This window comes from Roseobacter litoralis Och 149 (assembly GCF_000154785.2).
GTDB classification, from domain to species: domain Bacteria; phylum Pseudomonadota; class Alphaproteobacteria; order Rhodobacterales; family Rhodobacteraceae; genus Roseobacter; species Roseobacter litoralis.
The window spans coordinates 1-19,207 of sequence record NC_015741.1 but is presented as its reverse complement, the minus strand read 5'-3'; the positions used below and the strand labels follow the sequence as shown (position 1 = coordinate 19,207).

Here is a 19,207-nt window from a genome sequence, read left to right as displayed (position 1 = left end):
AACGGGGTGCGCACGCGGGTTTTTATCAAAACCCACTGCCGCGCACTCTGCGCAAAATATGAATTTTGCGCAGTCACTAAATCATCTCCTGCGCTTTGGCGGCACGCGCAAGCTTGTCGATTTTCTTCTGGTGTTGCGCACGGAAGTCGGGGCGCAGGTTTGGCGCGCCCTCCCAGACACCGGCGGTATCGCCTGCGCCCACACCTTCAAAGAATTCCTTCATATGCGCCATGCGCTCTTTGTTGCTCATGGCCGCATTTATGACTGTCGCGAGCGATCCCGCACCGGCAACACCCATCAGGGGCCGCGCCGAAATCAGATTGGTAAAGTAAAGTCCGGGGATGCCGAGCTGTTTGGCTTTTTGCACAACAGGCGTTGTCCCGATGGCAAGGTCGGGCTGGATCGCCTCCATGGCCGCGCAATCATCTTCGAGTGATGCGCGGTACTTCACCTTGACGCCCTTGGCTTCCAGCCATGCCGCGTCATCCGCAGACCAGGGTGAATTGGCGCATGCGGTGCCGACGTAGGGAACATTCGCCCCGCTTTCGATCAGCAAACGCGCGACCAGCAGTTCGGAACCTTCATAGCCCGACAGCGTGATCGTCCCGTTAATCGGCGTTGCGGCAAGCGCGCCCTTGATCGCAGGCAGCACAGCGTTCTGCGCCGCAGCGATATCTTCGGCAGACACGCCATGTGTTTCGCCAATGGCCTTGAGCCACGCCGCCGTCCCGTCATAACCAACCGGGGCAGAGCCCACGACGGGCCGCCCGGCGGCTTTGAATTCACGGACCGTATCCACGTAGAATGGATGTATCGCGGCCACCACAGCGCAATCGAGTGCTGCATAAAGCTCGCGCCACTCCCGACAAGGAAGCACCGGTCCTGCTGCAAGCCCCATCGGCGCCAGCATCTGACCGATCATCATCGGATCAGCGGGGAACATCTCCCCCAGCATGGCGACGGTTGGACGTGCAGATTTCCCACCCACGGGTGCCGCCACCGGCCCCGCTGTCGCTTCAGCGCGGGCATAGTTCAGCATTGCACCGGCCAGAACATCTTTGGCCTCTGCATGTGTGGGAACTCCAAATCCGGGCACGTCGATTCCGACGATCCGGACACCATTGATTTCTTTGGGCAACAAACGCAGCGGCACACCGCTGGCTGTCGGCACACAAAGGTTGGTTACAACAATCGCATCATAGCGATCAGGATCGGCAAGCTCGTGGACACTATCACGAATGTCCTCAAAGAGCTTTCCGGTCACAAGGCTTTCCGAGTTGAACGGCACATACCCGACCGAGCGGCGCGCGCCGTAAAAATGGGACACAAACGTCAGGCCGTAGACACAGCAGGCCGAGCCGCTGAGCACTGTCGCCACGCGCTTCATCCGCAGGCCAACGCGCAGACTGCCAAAGGCCGGGCACATGGATTGTGGTTTGTCATGCGGGCCAACAGGGTAATCCGCCTTGAACTTGTCCAGCAGTTCGGACTGGCCGGCATTGCGCGCAGCCTCCGCCATGTCGCCACCGGAATGACAGCCCATCGCATCGGCAGGTGCGTCGCTTGCCACACGGGACACATCACCATGCGGGTGACCTTTGATCACCTCCACGTCGGCGGCATCGTCATATGTGACTTCGTTTTTCACTTGCCGGTTTCCTCTAGCTTAATGCCCATCTGCGAAACGCTGCTTAGCAATTCGCGGGTCTGTTCGATGGCTTCCTGCGCGACCTCATGCATGCAAAGGGATTTGACCCCGCGCAAATGTCCGCGATCAATTGCGCGCTGCGATTTTGCAAAGCGCTCACGCATCGTCATAGACAACCTCCAGCGAAGGCTTGGGTTCAGCGTTCTTGCCGCGCATGTCCACATCCGTGGCCGGGACAAGAACATAGTCGCCCCCCGTTTCAGAGGCGTCGAAAAGGTCCAGCAATCCGTCCTGATCCAGCGGCGTTGGCCGAACCGGAGGGGCGACAGCAACATTATCACCCAAGGCTGCGAACATATCGCCCCACTGGGATTTGCTGGTGCCGACGATCTGGTAGTTTGCAGATTTCTTGCGCAGGTCATCGTCCTGCGGGATGGATGCGAGAACCGGAATGTCGACCGCTTTGGCAAAGGCCGCCGCTTCGCCTGAGCCGTCATCCTTGTTTATGACCAGTCCTGCAACACCGACATTGCCGCCCATCTTGCGGAAGTACTCAACGGCGGAACAGACGTTGTTCGCCACATAGAGAGACTGCAAATCGTTCGAGGCAACCAGGATCACCTTTTGCGCCATGTCGCGGGCAATGGGCAGACCAAAGCCGCCGCAGACCACGTCGCCGAGGAAGTCGAGCAGGACGTAGTCGAAATCCCAGTCATGAAAGCCAAGCTTTTCCAGCAGCTCAAACCCGTGGATGATCCCACGACCACCGCAGCCGCGACCCACTTCGGGGCCACCAAGTTCCATCGCGAACACACCGCCGCGCTTGAAGCAGACATCACCGATCTTGACCTCTTCGCCTGCAAGTTTCTTGCGCGTCGAGGTTTCGATGATCGTCGGGCAGGCCTTGCCCCCAAAGAGCAACGAGGTCGTATCAGATTTCGGATCGCAGCCGATCAACAGGACGCGCTTGCCTTGCTCGGCCATCATGTGGCTGAGGTTTGCGAGCGTAAAGGATTTGCCGATACCACCCTTGCCGTAGATCGCGATGATCTGCGTCTTGGATGTGGGCTCGCCTTGCGGGACTTCCAGCGTAGGCTCAGCCTGCGCTTCGTCACGCAAACGTTTGTCGAAGTCCTTCAGGTTTGGAACCTCATCTTTCATGCCACGTCCTTCCAGTTCAATATCATCTTGAGACAGTCCGGGTCCGTGAATGCCTGAGCGTAGGCCGCCCGTGCATTCAGGTGGCTGGCCTGATGTGTAATAAGATTATCGAGGCTGAGCGATCCGCCCTCGACAAGTGCGCGCGTCGCTGCAAGATCGTCATGTGTCCACTCAGCCGCCACACGGAACCGCGCCTCTTTCATAAAGGCAGGCGGAAAGGCAAAGCTGATCGGCGTTGTGTAAAACCCCGCCAGCACGATTTCACCGCCCTTGGCCAGACGCCCCACCAGATCGTTGAGCACCTCAACCGAACCGGAAGCATCATAGACCGATGTATAATCCCGGCGCGGATCGTCTTCGGGCGCGATCACCTCATAGCCTTGCGCACCCTTGCGACGGCTTTCGTCAATTTCCCAAACCATCGGCGCAGGCGCACCGGCGGCAATTGTCAGACGCGCCAGCAAACGGCCCAGCACACCGTGACCCACGATCAGGTCGGGGACGGATTTGTTCAGACCGGCCATGGAATGGCGCGCCGTCGCGGCCAGCGCCAGAAGCGCGCCGCTTGCACCGTGCCCCGCATCAATACGGGTCACACGATCCGACGCGGTAACGACACGCGACGCCGCCCCCCCGAACAGACCAAAGGCACCATCATAGCAATTCGCACCGGGGACAAACACACGTTCGCCAACCTTGAACCCTGTGGCCTTGTCGGCCTCAACCACTTCGCCCACCGCTTCATAGCCGGGCACAAGCGGATAACCCATGCCGGGGAATGGGGGCATCTCTCCGGACCAGAAAAGCTTTTCCGTGCCTGTTGAAATACCGGAGTGTTCAATCTCGACCACAAGATCCCCGTCACCCGGCGCATGTAGCTGCAGGGTGTCAACATCGAGGTCTTTGGGACCTTTCAGAAGAACGGCTGTGGTGTCCACTGGTTTGGCTCCTTCCGGCTGAGTCCTGGGGCAAATACTGTCCAGCAAGACTCACAGATTCTGGCTTCGTTACATGTCAGTTTAAACTTACACGTCAGTGTGTCAACTATAATTGACACATTTTGCGTCATTGATTTGGCTTGCGTGCCGAGATCACCCGCGTCACGTAATTACGCGCCGGGCGGGGGCAGCGGATGTCGGTAAAACCAGCCGCCTGACACAGCGCTGTGATCTCTTCGGCTGACCGTGTGCGCCCTGTCTGCATCGCCATTGTGTAAAAGGCGAAATACACATCCCCCGTCCGATCCGGCTGCGCGCCGCCGCCCATGGGTTCCGAGATGATCAGCCGCCCGCCATCCGGCAGCGCGTCAAAGACGTCATCCAGCAGCGTCGCCACCGTGTCATCGGCGTGATCATACAGAACCCGGATCAGGGAAATCGCATCTGCCCCATCCGGCAAGAGGTTATCGCGGAACGAACCGGGGTGCAGGGTGACACGATCCATCATCCCCGCCAGTTCAAACCGCGCCGTGGCGCCGGGTGTGACCTGCGGCAAATCAAAGAGGGACATTTTCAGGCGGGGATAAGCATCCCCCACCGCCTTCAAAAACGCGCCCGTGCCCCCACCGATGTCCAGCAAATGCTGCACGCCTTTCAGTGACACCGTGCGCAACGTATCCTGCGCCACCAAAAGCTGGCTCTGCGCCATCAGATCGGAATAGGCCTCGGCCACCTGCGGGTCGATCTCACCACGCGCGCCGAATACATAGGGCCAGAATTCGGACAGCTCCGTGCGCTCCGGTCCGCGTAGCAGATCGACGGGATCTTTCAGGTCTGCGTAAAAGGCCCGGTGATGACGAATCATCGCCTCCAACCCCGGCACCCCCATCAGAGCCGCGCCCTTGCGCGCCAAACTATATTGCCCGTTCCGCGTCCGCTTGAGCAATTTCAACGCGGCTGCGGCCTGCAACAAGACCTGCATCCGTTCGGGCGGGATCGCCGTCGCCCGCCCCAGCACCTCCGCCGATTGCGGCCCACCGCGCAGACGACGCAGCAAGTCAAGCTCCACCACAGCCATCAAGACCTGGCTTTGCACAAACCCCTGCACCACATCGAAAAGGATCGCACCATCCCGGCGCGCCTGTCCGCGTGTCAGCGGAAACCAACTCGCCCAACTTTGAAAACCGGGGCTGGCAACCAGACGGTTCAGCCAACCGCCGCGCCACTCCGGCATGTCCTGCGCATGGTCCGGCCTTGCTATGTCAGACATTACTGCGCGAGGCCGCAACATTCGGGGCCACAGGCGTCAGACGCTCTGCATATCTGCGCACCATATCGGCCAGTTGCGCCTCGCCCCGGCAGGATGGGATGGAGGCAATAGCCCCACCCAGAATATCCTTGAGCCGCGAAATCGCCCCCTGAACACCCAAGAGCGTCACCGCATTGGGCCGCCCATGCAGATCATCCTGACCGGCAGGCTTGCCCAGTGTTTCGGCGTCATAAAGAGCGTCGCGCAAATCATCTGCGACCTGAAAGGCCTCACCGATCCGCGCACCCAGTTCAAACCATGGCTCAGCGTCCTGACCGGCAGCCACCGCCCCCATCTGCGTCGCCGCAATGAACAGTGCCCCGGTCTTGGCCTGATGATAGGCGGACAGATCAATCTCCGCCTCGCTCTCCCAGCCCTGCCCGGCGCAGATGCCGCCCGGCATGCCAGTGCGTTGTGAAAGAATGAGAATCATTTGCGCCACACGGTCGGGCGCAAGGCCGGACTCGCGCGCCAGAATTTCGAAAGCCAGCACGATCAGACTATCACCCGCCAGCACCGCCAGCGGCTCAGAATAGGCTTTGTGCACCGAGGGCTTGCCGCGGCGCATATCCGCGTCGTCAAAACAAGGCAGGTCATCATGCACAAGGCTGGCACAATGGATCAGTTCCAGCGCAGCAGCAGCCGCATCTGTCAGCTTGGGTTGATCATCGCCACAGGCCATCGCAACGGACGTAAGAATCGTCGGCCGGATGCGCGCGCCCCCCGGCGCAGTCGCATATCCAAGCGCGGATGACAGCCTGACAGGCACAGCCCCCCGCCCCTGCCCAACGGCGACAGCTTGCGCAATGGCGGCTTCAATTCGCGAATTCATGCCCATGTGGAGATCCTTTCGAGCGCAAGTGTCAGTTTTTTCCGACACTAAAGTGTAAATCATACTGGACACTTTCGTCATTCGAGTCAACAATCCCTTATGCATGTTTCAACAGCCCCCCTTATTCCCGACAGGCCACGCGCCATCGTGATTGGTGCGGGCATCGCAGGTCTTGCCGCCGCGCTGCGCCTTGCGACCAGCGGCATGCAGGTCACTTTGCTTGAGCGGCACAACCACCCCGGCGGGAAAATCAGAACCGTACACAGTGCGGCAGGACCGGTTGATGCCGGGCCCACCGTCCTGACCATGCGCCACGTCTTTGATGATCTGTTCGCCTGCGCGGGCACGCGGCTCAAGGACCATGTGACGCTTGTGCCACAAAGCGTCCTCGCGCGGCACTTCTGGCCCGATGGCAGCAAGCTGGACCTGCACGCAGACCCGCTTTTGACCCGCGACGCCATAGCCGCCTTCGCCGGAAACAAGGCCGCAGATCAATTCATGCGTTTCAACAGACGCACCCAACAGCTGTTTGATGCGTTTGACGCGCCGATGATGCAGGCGCCCACGCCCAAGATGCGTGAACTTGTCCCGCATGTCCTCAAACAACCGCAGTTGATTGCCGCGATGGCCCCGCTGTCGACGTTGAAAACATCGCTGGGCCGCGCCTTCAGCGACCCAAGGCTTTCACAACTCTTTGGCCGCTATGCCACATATGTGGGCGGTGCGCCGCATCTCAGCCCGGCGATCCTGTCGCTGATCTGGCAGGCAGAGGCCGCAGGCGTCTGGGTGGTTGAGGGCGGCATGCACAAACTGGCCCACGCCATCGCCAAACTGGCGCGACACGCAGGTGTCGACATCCGCTACAACACCCACGTGGACCGCATCAAAACAGTGGGCGGGCGCGCCGTGGGCGTTGAAATCGACGGCACCTATCTGCTGGAAGCCGACGCCATCCTCTATGCAGGCGACCCCCGCGCCTTGGCCACTGGCAGCATGGGTACGGACCTAAAGGTCGTCGCCCCACAAACCGCCAAACTGCCCAGATCTTTCTCGGCCCGTGTCCACAGCTTTGCGGCAACCCCGCAGGGCCATGATCTGGCCCATCACAATGTCTTCTTTGCAGCAGACCCGGATCGCGAGTTTACCGAATTGATGGCAGGCCGCATGCCCGCGGATCCCACACTGTATCTCTGTGCCGAAGACCGAGGTCACGGCGCAGACATCCCCAACCTTGAGCGTTTCGAGATGATCTCGAACGCTCCCGCAACAGACAAACACACTCCCCCACAGGAGATTGAAAAATGGCACCAGCAGATCATGCGACAGATGGCGGATATGGGCGTGACTTTCACACCGATGCCGACAACAGCGACACTCACAACGCCGCAGGACTTCGCGACGCTCTTTCCCGAAACGCTCGGCGCGCTTTACGGCCAGACGCCGCATGGGCTGACGGCAGCGCTTCAGCGTCCGACGGCACAGACACCGATCGCGGGGCTTTGGCTCGCGGGGGGCGGCACGCATCCGGGCGCGGGGGTCCCGATGGCGACACTCTCCGCCCGGCACGCGGCAGAGGCGATCTTGCGCGCCCAAACTTCAACGTCGCTGTCGGCCCCAACGGCTACGCCTGGTGGTATGTCGACGGGCTGAGCGATTGCGGCACGCGCGCGGTTTCCGTCATCGGATTTATCGGATCGGTGTTTTCGCCGTGGTATCGCTGGTCCGGGCGCAAATGCCCGCAGGATCACGTCTGCATCAATGTCGCCACCTACGGGCCCGGCGGACGGTTCACCATGACCGACCGGGGGCAAAGCGCGCTGCGCCAGACCGCCTCCCGGCTGCAGGTCGGCCCGTCGATGATGCGCTGGGATGGCAACGATCTGGTCATTGAAATCAACGAGGTGTCCAGCCCGCCCCTGATCAACCGCATCAAGGGCGAAATTCGCGTCACCCCTTCGGCCATCACCAATGTCGAACTGCCCCTGACGCCGGATGGTGCCCACATCTGGCGACCGTTTGCGCCCCGCGCACGCATCAGCGTCGATATCGACCGCCCCGGCTGGCAATGGCAGGGCGAGGGCTATTTCGATGCAAATTTCGGATCCCGCGCGCTGGAAGAAGACTTCAGCTATTGGACATGGGGCCGGTTCCCGACCGCAAAGGGCGCCACTTGTTTCTACGACGCCACGCGTCTTGATGGCACGGAACTGTCAGCAGGATTTGCCTTTGATCATGACGGCAACGCGCGCGATATTGAAATGCCCCCGAAAACCGGGTTTCGCCGAACGCTCTGGGCCGTGAAACGCGAGACGCGCGCCGATGCGGGCTATAAACCCCATCAGGTGATGAGCATGCTCGACGCTCCGTTTTATTCCCGCTCTGCCGTGCGCACGAAGATCGACGGCGAGGAAACAACCGGCGTGCACGAAGCGCTTGATCTGACCCGGTTCCGATCCCCGCTTTTAAAACCCATGCTCGCCGTGCGCGTGCCCCGCCGGAAAAACTGGATTTGGGACTGACCGGCCTCCCTGCACTGCAAGACAGGCGTTCGGTAGCGTTAGAAACTCTCAGGTTGCGCTCTTAATGTAAAATTTCTACTCAGGGTGTATTGGATCGTCAAAACTGAATCGACCCGACCCAAGCCTGAGGATCAGAACATGTATCATATCAAAGCCGGCACCATAGCAGGACTGCTGGCCCTCGCCGCAGGACCCGCAGTCGCGCAGGGCAGTGCTTGGACCTACGAGGGGTCGTTCTATCTTTTCGCTTCGGAGACGACGCTGAACGTCGGCGGGCTCGAGGGCGAACTCAGCTTTTCCGATGCGCTCGATAATCTGGAATTTGCAGGCATGGGCGCGTTTGCGGCCAGCAACGGTCAGTGGACGTTCATCGCGGATCTGATGTATTTCAACCTCGGCTTTGAAAACAGCACACCGGGTGACGCGTTTTCGCGCCTCGACACGTCCTCCAAGACCACCGTTTTCAACGCTCTGGCGCTGTACAAAATGCGGGATGCACCAACGTATTCGCTCCACCTCGGGGGCGGCTTGAGGTATTTCAACACCGATACAACCTTGCGGCTGCGCCCCGGCACCCAGCCCGGAAGAACGGTCGGCGACGACAACAGCTGGACCGACCCGATCATCGCAGCGATGGGACGTTTTAAGCTATCCGATACATGGAGCACCACGATCTCTGCCGATTACGGCAATTTCATCAACGACCGCGAGACCTATCAGTTCACAGTTACATTCGACTATGAATTCGCAGAAAACTGGACGGCGCGCGCCGGGTATCGGTATCTGAACGTGGACAATGACGGCGATGATTTCCAGCTGGAACAAACAGGACCGGTATTGGGCGTTTCCTACAGGTTTTAACCGTAAAGACCTGCGGGCGGGACACGTGCTGTTTGCTGTCTAGACCACAGCTCTGGCAGGTTTCAGGTCGCGACATGTGGCGGGTTGCGCGCCACATCCGGGTTCAGCCACCACACACCGGCGTTGAGGGATGCGGCAATTGTCACCCAGACCAGATAGGGTATGAACAAGAGGGCTGCGATCTGATCCACAGACCACATCACGATGATCCCACCGAGCACCACAAACCAGAGAACAGAAACGACCGCCATGCCCAACCTGATGTTCCTGATCCCGAAGAACACAGGCGTCCACAACCCGTTGAACGCGATCTGCAAGGTCCAGAAAGCCATCGCCACCGCGTTGTTTTCAGCCATCGCGATCCGTGCGCCCGCCACAGCGATGCAGACATAAAGCACGCTCCAAGTAACGGGAAATACCCAGTCGGGCGGGGTAAACCACGGCTTTTCCAGTTTTCGATACCACGGACCCGGCGGGAACAACCCACCGGTGAGGCCCGCGCCAACGCAGGCGACCAGAAATAAACTGAATAAAAGCCAGAACATGACTGTCTGGTAGGGCTAACGCTTTAGCCTGTCAACTCGGCACGTTGCGCCTGACGCCGGGACTCGAGGGTCGAAAGGATAGAAATCAGTGCATCACTGCGTGAGCTTTGCGGCGCACCCACCGCCGTGGCATCCACCAGAAACTGCACTTCCGGCAAGGGTCGCGCATAGAGCACTGAGGATTTCGGCATGATCATGCTCGCACCGCTCAGCAACATGGACTGACCCAGCCAGCCGATCTTTTGCCATTTATTCGTGCGCGCCCGCGCGGATATTGAATCGTAGCCCATGCGCGTCAACTGGCTGCCGATACCGGCATAGATGAACCGCGCGCCATAGATCCCCGGACGACACCCGCGCGGCAATGCGCCAACACCCGCTTCGGAGCGCATGTAAAGGCGGTTGGCCTCCATCACCAGACGCTTGACCATGCCCCGCACGGCCTTTGTGGCCTCGGGGTCGGCAAAAAAGGCTTCGACCTCTATCCCGGCCTCCTCCAGCCAGTCCAGCGGCAGATAAATGCGCCGCTCCAGCGCGTCCTCGCCCACATCGCGGGCAATATTGGTCAACTGCATGGCAACGCCCAGATCACAGGCCCGCGCCAGAGCATCCGCATCGCGCACCCGCATCAATACGCACATCATCGCCCCAACGGCCGAAGCCACCCGCGCGGAATAGTCTTTCACACCGGACAGGGTATCATACCGACGCTCTGCCGCGTCCCATGCCAGCCCTTCGAGCAAGGCATCAGGCAACGCGCGGGGCATCTCGAATTCCTCCACGATGGCCGCAAAAGCACGATCCGTCGGCGCATTCTTGGGCCGCCCCGCATAGACCTGATCCAGCCGATCCCGCAGCCGCAAGACCGACGCGACCTTGTCCTGTTTCAGATCGACCTCATCATCCGCCAAACGGCAGAACGCATAAAGCGCCAAGGCCGGGTCCCGCACATGCGCGGGCAGCAATTTGGACGCCGCATGAAAGGACAGAGACCCATGACGGATCGCCTCGCGGCAGTGCTCCATATCCGCGGGCGCGATCATTTCACTGTCTCCGCATCAGGCACCAGTTTGCCCAGCACCTCAGCGGTCGAAATCACCCCCGGCACCCCTGCCCCGGGATGCGTGCCCGCGCCCACCAGATACAACCCCTTTGCCTCTTCCGAGACATTATGCGGGCGGAACCACGCGCTTTGCAGGATGCGCGGCTCAATCGAAAACCCCGCCCCCAGCGGGCTGAGGTAACGGTCGCGGAATGTCTCGGGTGTAAAGACGACCTCGGTGCTGATCTTATCGGCCAGACCGGGCAGCAGCTGGTCTTCCAACACCTTCAGCATCTTGGCCTTGTACTTGGGCTCTTCCACGGCCCAATCGACCCCATTGTCGTGCCCCAGATGCGGCACAGGGCTGAGCACATAGAACGTATCATCGCCCTCAGGCGCAACGCTCGGATCGGTGACCGAAGGGCGGTGCACATAAAGGCTCATGTCGTCACACAGCTTGCCCTTGATAAAGATATCCTTGAGCAATCCGGCATAGCGCGGCCCGTTCAGGATCGTGTGATGCCCCACATCCTTCCAGTCGTTCCGCGTGCCCTTCGTGCCAAAGTACCATACGAACAAGCTCATGGAATAACGCGTCTTTTTCAGCTTGGCAGGCGTCCAGCGTTTCTTTTTGTGGTTGCGCATCAGCCGCGTATAGGTGTGGCCCGCATCCGCGTTTGACACCACCACATCCGCGCCCATTTCCAGCCCGCTTTCCAGCCTGACGCCGGTGACGGTGCCATCGCGCACCACGATCTCGTCCGCTTCGGTGTTCATCAAAAGCGTACCGCCCTGATCTTCGATCACGCGCCCCATCGCCTGCGCCATACCGGCCAGACCGCCCATGGCGTAATGCACCCCGAACTCCTTTTCGAGGTAGGCCACGAGGATATACATCGACGTCACGTGCAGCGGATCACCACCAATGAACAGCGGATGAAAGCTCAGCGCCATGCGCAGCTTTTCGTCCTTCACCCGGCTCGCGGCATGGGCATAGACCGATTTATCCGCGCGCAGCAGCGCAAACGTCGGCAGCACCTTCACCAGATCCCACAGCTTGTGCATGGAACGCCGGCCAAGATCTTCGAACCCGAACCAATAGCGTTTCGAGCTATCCACCAAAAACTTGTCGAACCCCGCCAGATCACCCGGCGCCAGCTTGGCCACTTCAGCCCGCAGCTTTTCAGTGTCCTGCTGGGCGACAAATTTCGTGCCGTCCGGCCAGCGAATTTCGTAAAACGGGTCCAGCGGTTTCAGCGTCACATCCGCGTCGAAATCACGCCCACAGGCCTGCCATAACTCACGATAAAGCTGCGGCACCGTGACAATCGTCGGGCCCAGATCAAAGCGGTGCCCGTCCTTCCAGATCGCGGAACCACGCCCGCCGGGAACGTCCAGTTTGTCAATCACCGTAACGCGGTAGCCTTTCGCCCCAAGCCGCATGGCCGCTGCCAGCCCGCCCAGTCCCGCGCCAATCACGATGGCGCGCGCGCCCGCGCGTTCGCCACTTTCAACAGATTCGATAGTATCAATACGTGTCATCATATACCCACAGTAGATGTGTCTAGTTGACTTGACAATTGTGATCTTCCATTTTGGCGGAATTGGTGTCAGACTAAGTTGACACTTGCGAAAGAACCTGTGCGCGAAATGACCAAACGACCCGTTGTAACCATCAGCTTTTTCCGCTTTTCGCGGATCACGGCGCGTATTTGGGCACTGTACATGATGGGACGGGCGCGCCTGTCCCTGCCCTCGGTTCCGGGAATCGGTTTCTGGAAACTCTGCGGCTCCGGCAGTGGCGAAGGTTTCACCCCCCTGCCCAACACCGCCGTTTTCGCAATCCTCGCCACCTGGCCAGACGAGCAAACAGCGCGCACGCAAATCGACCGAGCCCCGATTTTCGACAAATACCGCAGCAAGGCATCCGAAAGCTGGACCGTTTTTCTCGAAACCAGCTCTGTGCGCGGCGTCTGGTCCGGGGACACGCCGTTTCACCCCACTGGCCAGAAAATCACCGGCCCGCTTGCAGCTTTGACGCGCGCCACCGTAAAGCCATCCCTTGCGCTCAAGTTCTGGCGACGGGTCCCTGACATCAGCCAGATGATCGGCAGCGATAACAATGTGGCCTTCAAGATCGGCATCGGAGAGGTGCCATTGCTGCATCAGGTGACCTTTTCGATCTGGCCGGACGCCAACGCCATGGCCGCCTTTGCGCGACATAACGGGCCACATGCCTCCGCCATTCGGGCCGTTCGCGACGAGGACTGGTTTTCCGAAGAACTCTACGCCCGTTTCGCCATATTGGGCGATACAGGTTCATGGGAGGGCGCAAGCCCTCTTGCAAAATTGGACATACACGTATGAAGACCCCCTTCCCTTTCTCCGCGATCGTCGGCCAGAATGAAATGAAACAGGCCATGGTGCTGACGGCTGTTGACCCCGGTATCGGCGGCGTGCTGGTTTTTGGCGACCGGGGCACCGGGAAATCAACTGCCGTGCGCGCGCTTGCGGCCCTGTTGCCGCCTATTCGCGCCGTCGAAAGCTGCCCCGTGAATTCTGAAAAGACAACGGACTGCCCGGAATGGGCCGAGTTAGGGTCGAAAAAGGTTATGACGCGCCCCACTCCGGTGATTGACCTGCCCTTGGGTGCCACCGAGGACCGCGTGGTCGGCGCGTTGGACATTGAACGCGCCCTGACGCGTGGCGAAAAGGCGTTTGAACCGGGCCTGCTGGCGCGCGCCAATCGCGGATATCTCTACATTGACGAGGTGAACCTGCTGGAGGATCACATCGTCGATCTGCTGCTTGATGTGGCGCAATCCGGTGAGAATGTGGTCGAACGCGAAGGTCTGTCGATCCGCCACCCTGCCCGCTTTGTGCTTGTGGGCTCCGGCAACCCCGAGGAAGGCGAATTACGCCCCCAACTGCTTGACCGCTTTGGTCTGTCTGTCGAGGTGCGCTCCCCCAATGACGTGGCTGAACGGGTCGAAGTCATCAAACGCCGCGATGCCTTTGAGAGCAATTTCGACACCTTCATGGCCCATTACAGCGCCGAAGACACCAAGGTGCGCGACACGATTCTCAAGGCCCGCAAACGGCTGGCAAAAATCAAAACACCCGATGATATTCTGCATGACTGCGCCGCCCTGTGCATCGCGCTTGGCTCTGACGGTTTGCGGGGCGAATTGACGCTCTTGCGCACAGCCCGCGCGTTGGCGGCATATCAGGGCGACAAGGTTCTGTCCCGTGCCCATCTGCGCGATATCGCCCCCTCCGCCCTGTCACACCGCCTGCGGCGCGACCCGCTGGACGAGGCAGGATCCGGCGCGCGCGTCAACCGCATCGTGGCCGAGGTTTTGGGGTGAGCCATGATGCTGACAGCTGGGACCGCGCGACCCTCGCGCTCCGGCTGCTGACGGTTGAAAACGCAAACCTTGGCGGGGCCGTTATCCGCATGCGCGCCAGCCCCGCGCGGGATCAGGTGCTGGCCGCGCTGCAGGGGCTCAACCTGCGCAAAATCCACCCCACAATCACCGATGACCAACTGTTTGGGGGGCTTGATCTGGCTGCGACGCTTGAAAACTCGCAACTCGTTGAAAATAGGTCATTTTTTCATACAAAAACGAATGCCTTACTTGTCATGGCAGAGCGCTGCGGCACCGAGCTTGCCGCGAAACTGGCGCAAGTTATGGACAGGGATGCAGGGCACATGCTGCTCGCGCTCGATGAAGGGGCCGAAGCGGATGAACATGCGCCCGCAGCCCTTGCGGACCGCCTTGCGCTGCACATCGAACCCGAAGGGCGTATGCCTGAGGGATGGCGACCTGTCCCCGCGGGGACAGGCTTGATCGACCCGCAAAAGGTGACAGCCACCGCGCAGGATATCAAGGCGCTGGCCGAGATCGCCGCAGTCTTTGGTATCGACAGTTTGCGCGCGCCTTTATTGGCGCTGCGGGTGGCTCGGGCCCATGCGGCGCTGCACGGTCGAACCACTGTTACCGACGCTGACCTCAACGCGGCGGCTGAACTGACCTATCCGCACCGCGCCACGCGCGTCCCACAGGAACCCGACGCAGCCGAAGAGCCCCCTGCCCCGCCCGACGATACGCCAGAAGATGATGAGGCTGGCGACAGCGACACCCTGTCGCTGCCCGAAGGCGACATGCTTGTGGAGGCGGTCAAAGCCCTGCTGCCACCCGACCTGCTGGCGGGTCTTGTCCCCGTGGGGACATCACGCGGCACAAGCGGCGCAGGGGCCGGGCAAAAACGCAAAGGCAACCGTCGTGGACGCCCCCTGCCCTCCCGTCCGGGCCGGCTCGATGGGCGCGCGCGCATTGATCTCGTGGCAACGCTGCGTGCGGCCGCCCCGTGGCAACCGTTGCGCAAACAGGCTGTCCCCGCGGGGACAGGGTTGCACATCAGACCCTCGGACATCCGGCTGAAACGCTATCAGGAACAATCTGACCGGTTGCTCATTTTCACTGTCGATGCGTCAGGGTCGGCAGCCATGTCACGTCTGAACGAAGCCAAAGGTGCCGTCGAACTGCTGCTCGCGCAGGCCTATGCCGCACGCGATCATGTGGCGCTGATCGCCTTTCGTGGGGATGGCGCGGAATTACTGTTACCGCCCACGCGTTCTCTGGTGCAAACGAAACGCCGTCTGGCCAGCTTGCCCGGCGGCGGCGGCACCCCATTGGCCGCAGGCCTGCAACAAGCCGCTCTGCTGGCCCAGCAGAGCCGCTCAAAAGGGCTGACCCCGACAGTTGTCGTTTTGACAGACGGGCGCGCTAATATTGCGCTGGATGGCACGCCAGACCGGGCAGCAGCGCAGGCCGATTCAGAACAGATGGCGCAGCTTATCCAGACCCAAAATATTGCCGCATTGGTAATTGATATGTCCAAACGCCCACAAGAGCCGCTCAGGGCCCTGTCAGCACGTCTGGGCGCGCCGTACCTTGCTTTGCCCCGCGCGGACGCGGAGCGGCTCACAGGGGCCGTCAGCGCGGCGCTGGACAGTTAGATGCGCTGGCCACCACCCAAAGACTGGCCAAATGCCGATCATTCGCAGCAAATCTTTTGCCATCCCCACAGATGGCACGTGCAACAGTTCGGGTCAGGTCCGACGATTCTAATGCTGCATGGGGCAGGCGGCAGCACCCATTCGTTTCGGGATCTGGCGACAGCGCTTGCCCAAAACCATCATGTAGTGGCACTTGACCTGCCGGGACAGGGCTACACCCGACTTGGCGCGCGCCACAGATCCGGCCTCACATCAACGACCGAGGATATCGTGGCCTTGTGTGCGCAGGAAGGCTGGCAACCGGATGCGCTAATTGGGCACTCAGCAGGCGGCGCCCTTGCATTGCGCTTGTCGGAAAAACTTGTGTCCCCGCAGGGACAGGCCCCGAAAGTTGTTGGCATCAACCCCGCATTGGACAATTTCAAAGGCCTTGCAGGTGTGCTGTTTCCGGTGCTTGCGAAACTGCTGGCCGCCGTGCCGTTCACCGCGCAGATCTTTGCCTCTGCATCTGCCTCTCCGGGTCGAATAGCGGCTCTGATACGCAGCACAGGCTCTGATTTGGATGCCCAAGGGCTGTCTTATTATCAACGGTTGATCAGCGACCGGAACCATGCGGATGCCACTTTGATGATGATGGCGCAATGGACGCTGGACGACCTGCTGCGCGACCGGCCCAATATAACGACACACACGCTGTTCATTGTCGGGGACAAGGACGCAACGGTTCCGTCCAGCGTGTCGGACAAAGCGGCACAAAGCCTGCAGAATGCGCGTGTCATACATCTTGAACACCTTGGTCATCTGGCGCATGAAGAGGCCCCGGATGAAATTGCAAAGCTCATCCTGACATTCCTGTCCGATTAGTCTTTGAGGGCATCCAGAAACGCACGCGCGGCAAGCTCAAGACGGCGCGGATCGACCGCACCAAAATCGCGATCCAGCAGAACCTCGAACTTGCCCGCCGCAGCCGTACACCGTGCGGTGCCTTCGGGTCGGTTCAACTTGATAGTCGTGCGGGCAGACGTTTTAGGCGCCGTCGCCTTGGCCTTTTTAGGCTTGGCTGCTCCGGCCGCGATCGCGCCGCGCAGTAATGACAATTCAGCCGCCGCGTCCCGATCCGGATGGCCCTCGAGCATGGCGCGCAGCTGCCCGGCAAAGCGCGGGTGCCCATCCATCAGCTTCACAAGGCTCAGACCAGTCGCGCGCGGGATGGCTTCGGGAAAGCGCAGCGCATCACCGATCCCCTTAAGCAGATAGGAAAAGTGACGAATGTAGCTGCGCTTTTGACGCCCGGCAGAGGCAAATAGCACGTCAACAGGGTCCCCCGCATAGCCAATCGTCTGGCCGGTCCGGCCCCCGTAAGACATCGCAAGCTGCGCCATCTCGGCAAAAGAGATATCCCGCCGCACAAGGTTTTCGTCCACCATCCGGCGATACAGATGTTCCACCTGCGCACCGCGCGCCTGCAAGGTCGCGGGGATGGCCGCGTATTTCTCATCGCCCGTTTCCGCCAGAAGCTCGCGGTAGGCGCTGAGCCGGCGAAACCCCTGAATGAGCTCAAAGCCCGTTTCGACCTCTTCCACATGGATCGGGTTGGACAGGCCAACGGCCTGTATCGATGCCTTGAGTTCATCGAGTTCGGCGTCGCGCTGATCCGAACGGTCGCGCAACAACTTAGTTGCGCTGATCTTGTCCGTTGCCACCAGACCGACAATCTGCCCATTCTTTTTCAACGCGACATATTCGTGCGCGAGCCGGTCGTTTTCCGCTCTTATCGCGGCCTCAGCCTGCTGACGCACACCCAAGGCATCCGCGTTTTCCGTGATCGCAGCCGCCATCGGACCGCGCCGCGTTTCACTTGGTTGTTCCGACACCTCAGGGACAGCAGCATCGTCAAAATCAATATCGAAAACCCGCCGTTTGCTCATTGCTCATCCTCCAATTGGTCCCAAGCCACGCCCAGATGGTCGCGGAATTCCTCATAGGCCTGATCGAAACTTGCCCGCGCGCGCCGCCAGGTTTCCCGCGTCATATCCCGGTAATCGATCTCGTAGATGGATGACAAAAACCGGCCTGATTGCTCAACGGCGCGGGTCATCTCAATCGGGTGTGTGGCCACTCTATCGCCCCAGACTTTCACAAAGGCTTGCTGCATCGCGCGGTGCAGATCATTGTTCGGCTCAAAGCGGGTCAGCAGGAACCGCAGATCCAGAAACGCCTTGGGCAGGTTCATTGTCCCCGCGGGGACAAGCCCCGAAAAGCGGCTCAGATCTTCCAGCGCTTCGCCCAATTGCCCGATAAAAGACGTGGTGGAATCGTATTCCCAATACCCCGGACCCGAGGGGACATAGAGCACATCCGCCGCAAAGACCGCATTCATCGACTGATAGCCAATGGCGGGCGGGCAATCGAACAGCACCAGATCATAGGCATCCGCCGGGAGCTGGTCTAGGAACCGCGACACGGCGGCAAAGAACGACCATTCGGGGTTCATATGCCGGTACTGCGCAGAGGCAAATTCGACGAAGGCCGCATTGGCGCAGGAAGGTACGATGTCAATTGTGGGCCAATTCGTCTGCTTGACGAAATCCGCTGCGCGCAGATCGGCCAGACCCATGTCGCTGATGCTCAACGGCAGGCGACGCTGGGGCAGGGCGGTGCCGCTTTCCGCGCCCTGGCTTGCGCGGTTCATACGGCCCGTTTCAATCGCGAGATCGCGCGCCATGATGCCCCAGACGGTGTATTCCTCCGCCACATCGCTGAGGCCCATCGAATGGCTCAGCGTCGCTTGCGGGTCGAAATCAACGCAGAGCACACGGTAGCCATCCAAGGCCGCCGCATGGGCAAAGTGCAACGCGACCGTGGATTTGCCCGCCCCCCCTTTGAAGTTCGCAATCGCCGCGCGGATTGCCCGTTTGCCAGCCGGGCGGTAGGGCATCAAAGAGCGCCGGTTGAATTTCAGACGGCGGCGCAATTCGTTGATCTCGTCGAGGCTGTACCAACGCTGGCGGCCGTCTTCCTCGACCTGGCCCTGTGGCAAGGTGGGGTCCGCGGCCAAGCGCCCGCGCATCGTCGATTGATTGACCTTGAAGACCAGTTCCGCCACCTCCCAGCTGGAGAACCGCCGCAGCGTCTTTTCGTTCTGGGGGCTGTAGGTTTGCTGACGGATGAACCCCTGCATCTTGAGCGATTGCGCCTGCAACTGGGTCAGATCTTTATGTGTGAACATCGCTTGCCTGTGTGTTTTTTCTTACTGCTGAATTGCCTTGTCCCCGCGGGGACGCAAAATCGTTATACTCTATGATTTACGCTTGTTTTGAAAAAAACGC

General features: G+C 60.4%; 18 protein-coding genes. 7 read left to right on the top strand and 11 right to left on the bottom strand.

The genetic code is table 11. The features are described 5' to 3' along the window. Nucleotides 1-76: 76 nt before the first annotated feature. From bchY to RLO149_RS21695, 6 genes are all read right to left on the bottom strand, one after another. The gene (bchY, locus tag RLO149_RS21715; protein ID WP_013984572.1) at nucleotides 77-1,648 is read right to left on the bottom strand and encodes a chlorophyllide a reductase subunit Y; all 1,572 of its coding nucleotides are present in this window, start codon (nucleotides 1,646-1,648) and stop codon (nucleotides 77-79) included. Further along, nucleotides 1,645-1,818 carry a hypothetical protein gene (locus tag RLO149_RS23885; protein ID WP_158308178.1) on the bottom strand — a complete coding sequence of 58 codons (174 nt, stop codon included), beginning with the start codon at nucleotides 1,816-1,818 and terminating at the stop codon, nucleotides 1,645-1,647. The genes bchY and RLO149_RS23885 overlap by 4 nt, the downstream gene beginning before the upstream one ends. Then, nucleotides 1,805-2,809 carry a chlorophyllide a reductase iron protein subunit X gene (locus RLO149_RS21710; protein ID WP_044025787.1) on the bottom strand — a complete coding sequence of 335 codons (1,005 nt, stop codon included), beginning with the start codon at nucleotides 2,807-2,809 and terminating at the stop codon, nucleotides 1,805-1,807. The genes RLO149_RS23885 and RLO149_RS21710 overlap by 14 nt, the downstream gene beginning before the upstream one ends. Beyond that, nucleotides 2,806-3,747, bottom strand: coding sequence for a chlorophyll synthesis pathway protein BchC (bchC, locus tag RLO149_RS21705; RefSeq protein ID WP_013984570.1), 942 nt, complete (start codon nucleotides 3,745-3,747; stop codon nucleotides 2,806-2,808). The genes RLO149_RS21710 and bchC overlap by 4 nt, the downstream gene beginning before the upstream one ends. A gap of 127 nt (nucleotides 3,748-3,874) precedes the next feature. Beyond that, nucleotides 3,875-4,981, bottom strand: a complete 1,107-nt coding sequence (locus tag RLO149_RS21700; protein ID WP_013984569.1) for a methyltransferase — start codon at nucleotides 4,979-4,981, stop codon at nucleotides 3,875-3,877. Between the two features lie 28 nt (nucleotides 4,982-5,009). After that, nucleotides 5,010-5,894, bottom strand: coding sequence for a polyprenyl synthetase family protein (locus tag RLO149_RS21695; RefSeq protein WP_044025786.1), 885 nt, complete (start codon nucleotides 5,892-5,894; stop codon nucleotides 5,010-5,012). A gap of 93 nt (nucleotides 5,895-5,987) precedes the next feature. Here RLO149_RS21695 and crtD point away from each other — a divergent pair, with 93 nt between their 5' ends. From crtD to RLO149_RS21680, 3 genes are all read left to right on the top strand, one after another. Beyond that, nucleotides 5,988-7,538, top strand: coding sequence for a 1-hydroxycarotenoid 3,4-desaturase CrtD (gene crtD / locus RLO149_RS21690; RefSeq protein WP_013984567.1), 1,551 nt, complete (start codon nucleotides 5,988-5,990; stop codon nucleotides 7,536-7,538). Next, complete coding sequence (gene crtC, locus RLO149_RS21685) at nucleotides 7,535-8,407, top strand: carotenoid 1,2-hydratase (RefSeq protein WP_044025795.1); 873 nt, start codon at nucleotides 7,535-7,537, stop codon at nucleotides 8,405-8,407. Before crtD ends, crtC begins: the two co-directional genes overlap by 4 nt. A 138-nt stretch (nucleotides 8,408-8,545) precedes the next feature. After that, on the top strand, nucleotides 8,546-9,268 hold the full coding sequence (locus tag RLO149_RS21680) for a porin family protein (protein ID WP_013984565.1): 723 nt from the start codon (nucleotides 8,546-8,548) through the stop codon (nucleotides 9,266-9,268). A gap of 62 nt (nucleotides 9,269-9,330) precedes the next feature. Here RLO149_RS21680 and tspO read toward each other — a convergent pair whose 3' ends face one another. Genes tspO through RLO149_RS21665 form a run of 3 tightly spaced genes read right to left on the bottom strand, consistent with a single transcriptional unit; the run spans nucleotide 9,331 to nucleotide 12,400 of the window. Continuing rightward, complete coding sequence (gene tspO / locus RLO149_RS21675) at nucleotides 9,331-9,813, bottom strand: tryptophan-rich sensory protein TspO (RefSeq protein ID WP_013984564.1); 483 nt, start codon at nucleotides 9,811-9,813, stop codon at nucleotides 9,331-9,333. Between the two features lie 23 nt (nucleotides 9,814-9,836). After that, nucleotides 9,837-10,856 carry a 15-cis-phytoene synthase gene (gene crtB / locus RLO149_RS21670; RefSeq protein ID WP_013984563.1) on the bottom strand — a complete coding sequence of 340 codons (1,020 nt, stop codon included), beginning with the start codon at nucleotides 10,854-10,856 and terminating at the stop codon, nucleotides 9,837-9,839. Next, nucleotides 10,853-12,400 carry a phytoene desaturase gene (locus RLO149_RS21665; protein WP_013984562.1) on the bottom strand — a complete coding sequence of 516 codons (1,548 nt, stop codon included), beginning with the start codon at nucleotides 12,398-12,400 and terminating at the stop codon, nucleotides 10,853-10,855. Before RLO149_RS21665 ends, crtB begins: the two co-directional genes overlap by 4 nt. A 105-nt stretch (nucleotides 12,401-12,505) precedes the next feature. Between RLO149_RS21665 and crtA the strand changes: the two genes are divergently transcribed. The 4 genes from crtA to bchO are packed head-to-tail and all read left to right on the top strand — an operon-like array spanning nucleotide 12,506 to nucleotide 16,742. Then, nucleotides 12,506-13,222 (top strand): spheroidene monooxygenase, encoded by a 717-nt coding sequence (gene crtA, locus RLO149_RS21660; protein ID WP_044025794.1) that lies wholly within the window; start codon nucleotides 12,506-12,508, stop codon nucleotides 13,220-13,222. Continuing rightward, nucleotides 13,219-14,223 carry a magnesium chelatase ATPase subunit I gene (gene bchI / locus RLO149_RS21655; RefSeq protein ID WP_013984560.1) on the top strand — a complete coding sequence of 335 codons (1,005 nt, stop codon included), beginning with the start codon at nucleotides 13,219-13,221 and terminating at the stop codon, nucleotides 14,221-14,223. Before crtA ends, bchI begins: the two co-directional genes overlap by 4 nt. Further along, nucleotides 14,220-15,878 carry a magnesium chelatase subunit D gene (locus RLO149_RS21650; RefSeq protein WP_013984559.1) on the top strand — a complete coding sequence of 553 codons (1,659 nt, stop codon included), beginning with the start codon at nucleotides 14,220-14,222 and terminating at the stop codon, nucleotides 15,876-15,878. Before bchI ends, RLO149_RS21650 begins: the two co-directional genes overlap by 4 nt. Beyond that, nucleotides 15,879-16,742 (top strand): alpha/beta fold hydrolase BchO, encoded by an 864-nt coding sequence (bchO, locus tag RLO149_RS21645; protein WP_013984558.1) that lies wholly within the window; start codon nucleotides 15,879-15,881, stop codon nucleotides 16,740-16,742. It begins immediately after the preceding gene. Here the strand turns inward: bchO and RLO149_RS21640 are convergent. Together RLO149_RS21640 and RLO149_RS21635 are read right to left on the bottom strand one after the other, a co-directional pair. Next, on the bottom strand, nucleotides 16,739-17,806 hold the full coding sequence (locus RLO149_RS21640) for a ParB/RepB/Spo0J family partition protein (protein ID WP_013984557.1): 1,068 nt from the start codon (nucleotides 17,804-17,806) through the stop codon (nucleotides 16,739-16,741). The two genes, bchO and RLO149_RS21640, sit on opposite strands and share 4 nt — an antisense overlap. Further along, nucleotides 17,803-19,107: an AAA family ATPase gene (locus RLO149_RS21635; RefSeq protein WP_013984556.1), complete on the bottom strand. Its 1,305-nt coding sequence runs from the start codon at nucleotides 19,105-19,107 to the stop codon at nucleotides 17,803-17,805. Before RLO149_RS21635 ends, RLO149_RS21640 begins: the two co-directional genes overlap by 4 nt. Nucleotides 19,108-19,207 lie beyond the last annotated feature (100 nt).